Annotated in this window: 2 protein-coding genes; one reads left to right on the plus strand and one right to left on the minus strand. The window is 27.7% G+C overall.

Features of this window, described 5'->3' with window-relative positions:
• Nucleotides 1–473 precede the first annotated feature (473 nt).
• Nucleotides 474–4,277, minus strand: a complete 3,804-nt coding sequence (locus KAR67_RS08810) for an Eco57I restriction-modification methylase domain-containing protein (RefSeq protein WP_162284595.1) — start codon at nucleotides 4,275–4,277, stop codon at nucleotides 474–476.
• Nucleotides 4,278–4,390: 113 nt separating this feature from the next.
• Between KAR67_RS08810 and KAR67_RS08815 the strand changes: the two genes are divergently transcribed.
• Complete coding sequence (locus KAR67_RS08815; protein WP_004295506.1) at nucleotides 4,391–7,180, plus strand: AAA domain-containing protein; 2,790 nt, start codon at nucleotides 4,391–4,393, stop codon at nucleotides 7,178–7,180.
• The last annotated feature ends 227 nt before the right edge of the window (nucleotides 7,181–7,407 follow it).

A 7,407-nucleotide genomic window follows, 5' to 3' on the forward strand; every position in this document is an offset into this window, starting at 1 on the left:
AAACAATTTGTTTGCTAATATTAATTCTAGCGATACAAAACTCTTTATTAAATTTACAATTTGAAAATTTCAAAGATTTATTATAGTTTTCTCTTTTAAGGGATAGTCCATTGGTAATTGATAATTGATTGAGAATCAATCCATTATAAAATTCAAAATTAAATTTTGTTAGCAAATTAGATTCTAGTTTAATTCCAAGCTCAAAATCACTTACAATAAATGTATTTGAAAGATAGTTATATTTTATATGACTTTTATCTAAATGAAGAGTTGAAGAAATCAATTTCCACCAATTATCCAACATATCACAAACTAAAATACAATTGTTAAAAATTCTATATTTTATATAAATTTCAAAACAATAACACATATCTTTTTTAAGATAGATTTTATGTGAAGGGTTAATTAGCATATATAAATTATTAAGCTTGAAGTTAATATAAGCATTTTTAACTATCCATTTATATTTCATACTATCTTCCTTCAATGATTTTTATTTCTTCTTCAGTTAAGTTATAGAGTTTATAAACCAAAGAATTGATTTTGTTTTCTAGTTCTTGGGTGTTTGCGTTTTTGTCTTGTTCTTTGGCTTTTAAAATCTCATCGACTAAATTTATAAACTCATCAGCTATTTTTTGATTTTTGGAATTTATAGTTACTATAGGGATATTTAGTAAAGGCTCTTTGTCAATTTGATAATTATTGCCTTGCATTTTTCCTTTATGTTTCAACCAAAATGCTATAAGCTTTGAATTTAAAATAGCAGTTAAATATTTAACATTAATTCTTTGAGTTTTAATCACATAAAAAGTTGCTGACACATAACAATCAAAATCAACATAGCTAAATTTAGGCTCACCTACGCATTTTCTAAGTGCTACTATTCTAGGACTTCCTGTAAAAAATTTTTCATCTCTTGCTCGGTGCAAACCATAAGGTTTATTATCAGAAGTAATAACCTTTTTAAATTTATCTAAATGTTTTTTCAAATTTGGATAATTATCCATAGAATTTGGATTTTTAAAAGATGAATTTGTATAAATAACCCAAAAATAATTATATCTTTTTACAAAATATTTTTGAATATTATCGCTTTCAAAAATTGGTTTTAAAAGTATTTTTTCATTTTTTAAAAGATTTAAATTTTCTACTTCTTCATTTGTTAATTTTTGAATTCCCTGTCCTAAATAAAAATTATTTCCTAAAATTTCTAAAGATTTTTTATTTATATTTTCTTGAGGATAAACTATTCCTTGTGCCACTTCCCTTTCTTCAAGATAAAATTTCCCATATTTTTGAATTTTATTGAAAAGTTCTTCATAATCACTTTTTGTAAAATTTAAAGTTTTATCTATGAATTTTTTTGGAGTTAAATTTATCTTTAGAATTTCATTGTTTTGGGTTTTTTCATTTTTTAAAAGACTTAGAGCATCTTCATAAATTGGAGTTTGGGTTGTGATTTTAGCAAAATGAAATTCGTAATTTTTAGGCGGTTTTATTTTTTGAAAACTCATAATCATCGTTTGTATACTTGCAGAATCAAACACCATAAAAGAACTAAAATCAACAAGGCTTAAAATTTGGGATTCTTCTAAAACTATATTGCGTAGTTTTTTAGCTCCTGAATTTGTAACCCAATTATTTGTAGCGATAAATGCTAAATATCCATTATTCTTAAGTATATCAAATCCACGCCCTACAAAATGATACCAAATATCCATTTTTCCTTGATAAGTTCTTAACTTTTTTGTATTGGTAAAAAGTTCTTTATTTTCAGCTTCTTTTATATAAGGTGGATTGCCGATGATGAGATCAAAGCCTTTGAAATTTCCATCATCGTCCAAAATTTCAGGGAATTCAAAACGCCATTCAAAAGGATGATTGCTTTCTAGGTTGAAGATATTGTCGTATTCTTTTTTAAGATTTGCAAATTCTTTTGTGGCTTCTTTTTCATCAAAACTGAATTCAAACATATTTTTAGAAAAAAAGCTTTTAAATTTTTCATCGTGATGTTCATCGGCTAAAAAATCGCCGTATTTTTTAGAATACTCGTTTGCCCCATTTGTGAGCTGTTTGATCTCTTTGTTAAATTTATCTTTCAAACAAAAATTTTTAAAGCTTTCTTGGAGATTTTTTATTTCCTTGGCAATGAGATTTTTATCTGTGTAAAAGCCTTCTTTATAGTCTTTTACTATGCGTTTGTATTTGCCCATACGTTCTTTGATGTTAGGATAGTGGTTTAGGCTTTTGCCTGTTTCAAAGTAAGATACCAAAGAATTTCCGCATTTTATGTTTATATCGATGTTTGGCAATGTTTTAAGATCGTGATAATTCTCATCATCAAAGCTTTGATAAAAACTATGTTTTAAAAGCTCTATCCAAAGCCTTAGCTTGGTGATCTCGCATGAGTTAGGGTTGATATCGACTCCAAAAAGGTTATTTTCTATGATGTCTTTTTTAGTGTGAAAAAGTTCTTGTTGGATAAGATGGGCTTTATCTTTAGGCGTACTTGGGCGTTTATACTCTATAAACTCGCCTTTTCTACCCGTGATGAGAATTTCATCGTTTTGCACTTCTAGATAAAATTCTTCATCAAAAAGATTTAGCTCATCATAGATACTCAGCAAACAATTTAAAGCAGAAACTAGAAAATGCCCACTTCCCACCGCAGGATCGCAAATTTTTATGGAATTTAAAAGCTCTTTTTGTGCTTTTTTGTCTTCTTTTCTTAAAGACTTTCTTAGTTCGCTTATATCTTTAGCATCAAGATCAAATTGAGCGTTGAATTTATCAAGCACAACTTTTGTGATGCTTTCTTTACACATATAAGAAGTGATAAAGCTTGGCGTGTAAAAGCTCCCTTCTTTGTAGCCATTGAGTTTTTCAAACACATTTCCTAAAACGCTTGAGCTTATGAGTTCTTTTTGGCTTAAAATTTCGCTTTGCTCATCATCACTACCAAAATCAAAGCTATCCAAAAATTCAAACAAGTATTCTAAAAGCCCCACTTGTCCTTTTTTAGCCTTGCATTTATCATCTTTTAGCACAGTGTTTTTATAGTAAAAAAGCTTTAAGTCATTGCTTAAGCTTGAAATTTCAAGTGTGTTTTCTATGCTTTGTTTTTCAAACAAAGAAGAATTTAAATAAGGCAGATAAGCAAATTCGCTTTTCTTTCGCGTGCTTTTTTCTTTGGCTAAAACCTCAAAGAAAAGTTCGCTAAGCTTGTCAAAATCAGGGATTTTTTTGAAATTTAAAAATTTCAAATTTTTATCATCATTAAAACGCACCAAATTTGACTCTATAAGCTTTAAAAACAAAATGCGATTAAGCCATAAGATCAAAAGTTTTAAGATGGTTTCAAAATTTTCTTCTTTAAGCTTAGAATTTATAGCGGTGTAGAAAGTGCCTTGCTCTTCTTTACTTTCTTCACTTTTTGCGATGATGAGCTTTGAGTTTTGTTTGCTCTCACAAAGCCCTAAGATGTATAAAAGTTCTTTGTAAAAAGCGTTGTTGAGTGAATTTGCATCGTTGGGGTTAAACTCACTTAACAAAAAGTCTTTGTAAAAAATTTTAAATAAAGGCTTGAGCTTGCTAAAGCTTGGCTTTTCTTGCTCTAAAATAGGCTTTATATCGATAAAAACACCCTTTAAGCTAGGCTCATCAAATAAATCCTTTCTTGTGATAGAATCAAGGTATTTTTCACTGCTTAAAAGCTTTTCGCACTCTTTGTAAAATTCATCGGTATTGCCCTTAAAAAGAGAATTTTTGCTTTCAAAATTTTCAAAAGCTTCTTTAAAATACTTGTTTTTGTTAAAAAGCTCTTCAAACAAATCCGCCTTAAAGATATAAAAACGATAAAAATCCGTGATGATGATGTGCTTGAGTGATGAATTTAAAGCCTTTCTTTCACGAAGATAATACAAAATGCACTCGTGCAAAGCCTTGCAGTTGGGCTTGCTTTGACTAAAGAATTCTTTAGAATGGGGCAATTTTGCTTCGACGATGACTTGAATTTGCTTGTCTTTTTTCAAAGCAAGATCCATACCACTGTTGCCTTTATGTATGCTTTTTATCTCACACTCAAAATGCAAATTTTCAAAAAATTTGCTTAAAGCGTTTGCTACTAGGGAGTCTTCGTTGTTTTTGAGATTGTTTTCTAAGCTTGTTTTATAATCTTTCAAAGCTTTAATAAATTCGTTTAACTCTGCTTCTAAAATCGGCTTTTTGCGGTAGTAAGGATTTAAAAATTCTTTTTCATCTATGGCTTCAAATTTCATCTTGCACCTTTTTTAAAATAGTTTCTATTTTATCAAAATTTTACTTTAAGAAAATGGAAATTTGTAAAAACATGTTAAGATATAGTTTATATATTTTTATTTAAGGATTTAACTTGAGTAGCAATATTGATATTTTAAAATATTTACTTTTTGTGGAATATTTAACACCTCAAAATATCAAAAAGATAAACAATTGTTGCGATACATGCGAAACTTCATATATTAACCAATATATTCGAGAAAAGATTGAAAAAATTTGCAATGCCTTAACCTTAAATAACAAAAATTTAGATGATTATAGTGTAGAAATTATCATACAGGGTGCCATCTATAACAATAAAACCTTATTTGAAAATATTATAAATAAATTTAATATTAACAAAGACTTGGAAAATTTTTACGATAATTTAAATACAGAATATGCATCTTTTGTTCTAAAATTTAATGGTCGTTTAAATTTTACAAATGAAAATGAAATTATAAAATTCAATGAATTTAACTCAAACATTCATCAAAATTTCAATCCAATAATAGATAATGATTTTGTTTTTAATGCGAAAAATTTTTATTTATCCACTGCACCATGGGCTATAAACAATATTGAAAATATAAAATCATCTTATATTGATTTTATTAATCTAAGCCAAAACATTGCCAAGGAACTGTCTTCGCTTAAAAATATATGTATTGATAAATTTTACAATAACGCTATCAAAATCATAGAACACGATGTTCCATTACTTGGAAACAAATTTAGAATATCAGTTAATCTTACTAAAACTATGAATGAAAATGTATTTCTAAATAGTTTTTATATACAAGAATTAGCGAATATTTTAAATAATTATGAAGAAAACACATTTCCCATGATAGATAAGTATCTAAGCAATAAAATAAAACAACGCATAGATATAAAAACAAATCAATTAGAAATTTTGGAAAACTATATTGATGAATTGGCTCCTAGCTCTTTTGTAAGTCAATTTGCATTGATGTATTCTCAACAATTTGCAGTAAACAAAATACTTAAAATGAATAAAGATCATAACGATATCTACTCTATCAATGGACCTCCAGGGACTGGAAAAACAACGCTTGTAAAAGATATCATAGCAGGTATTATTACTCAAAGGGCTATAGAAATTTCAAAACTAAATTATGATGAAATTATAAAAAAAGAGGATGGAATTTATAAGCTAAATGAAAAGCTAAAAGGTTATGAGATCATACTATCTTCTAGTAACAATAATGCTGTAGAAAATATAAGCAAAGAAATACCTACAAATAATGGTATCGATAGTAGCTATATTCAAGATCTTGATTATTTTAGTGAGATAGCTACAAGATTTTTAAACCAAAATAAAAAAACTGAAGTTAAAGCTTGGGGATTGATATGTGGTATATTGGGTAATAACTCCAATAAATCTTCTTTTATATACAATGTTTTAAAAGATTTTAAATCAAAAGAATATGAATTTATCGGTCTTATAAATTATATAAAAAGCAATAAGCTCACTAGTAAAGATTTTGAGCAAGCAAAAAATGATTTCAACCAAGCATTGCGCAGGGTTAATAATCTACTAGATAAAAACAAAAAAGAAAAACATATAATCCAAAAGGTAAAAATTTACAACAAACTAAAAAATAGTGGCAGTTTAATCAATACTATTACTTACCTATACAAACTACTTTCATATAGACTTATGGGAAAAAATTATGTAAAAAATATAGAAAAACATATCTCTTTTCTCAACCAAAAATTTTATTTACATGATGAAGCATCTATGGAAAAATCTTCATTTTTTATGGTAGAAAATGGCGAAACAACAGAACTTTCTAAAGCACGAAAAGACTTATTTATAAAAGCACTTAATCTTCACAAAGTAGCCATACTAAGTAATAATCTGTATTTTGCTCAAAATTTAGAAGTATTAAGTGATATTTTAGAAAACAACAACTATAGGAATCTTTCGGAAAATAAAATTGTTGAAATATGGAAAAGTTTATTTTTTATAATACCATCAATTAGTTCTACTTATGCTTCTTTTGGCTCTTGTTTTAAAGATATAGGACATAATCAATTTGGATATCTAATCAGCGATGAATCAGGACAAAGCACTATAACAAGTGCTATTGGGGCTATATACAGAACAAAAAAAGCCATCATAATAGGAGATCCACTACAGCTTGAACCTATTGTAAATATTCCAAACAATATAAATAATTTTTTTACACAATACTTCAATATAGATAAAGCTTTTGATGTTAAAAATACTTCTTTACAAAGTAGATGCGACTTCTTGCAATCATATGGAAGATATATTTGTCAAGACAGTCAAAAAATATGGTTAGGCTCTCCCTTGCGTGTGCATAATCGCTGCGACCGACCTATATTTGAACTATCTAATAAAATCGCATATGGCGGTATGATGATATATGGAAAGAAAAATGAAAACACCCTACAATTACAAAACACTTGGTACAATATCAAAGAAGAACAATGGAATGGTAATTGCAATGAAAGGGAAATAGAATATTTACACATACTTTTAGATGAAATTACTCAATATGATCTAGAGATTGGAATCATTACGCCATTTGTAGATGTTAAACAAAAATTAAAAGATATAGCCAATAAATATAATAATTTAAAAGATGATAAAATTGGTACTATACATACAATGCAAGGAAAAGAAGCAGATATAATCATACTTATCTTAGGTGGAAATAACGAAAATGCTAGAAATTGGGTAGCATCTAGGCCAAATTTAATCAATGTTGCATTAACTCGAGCAAAAAATACAATCTTCATTATAGGCAATAAAGAAAAATACATAAAACTTAATTATTTTAATCATTTAGAAAGCATGCATACGATTACACCTTCATTCTCCAATCTTTAATCATTACTTGGCTTTAACAATCTCAAATATCTCATTCTTTTATCTTGCAAACATAGTTTCAAACCCTATATCTTTACAAAAACCAACCAATTCTCACTATCTAATCCCACCCAAACCCAAACAAGCCATAAATTACACACACTTTTTTACAAACATCAATTAAATAGCAAGACTATCGATGATAAAATTTATCTCAAGTATAACATTCATTCTCGCCAACAAGAATA

The organism is Campylobacter sp. JH32, from assembly GCF_017846535.1.
GTDB lineage: Bacteria > Campylobacterota > Campylobacteria > Campylobacterales > Campylobacteraceae > Campylobacter_D > Campylobacter_D coli.

Coding starts and splice junctions, on each gene's coding strand:
- KAR67_RS08810 (WP_162284595.1), bottom strand. CDS start 4,277: ATGAAATTTGAAGCCATAGATGAAAAAGAATTTTTAAATCCTTACTAC.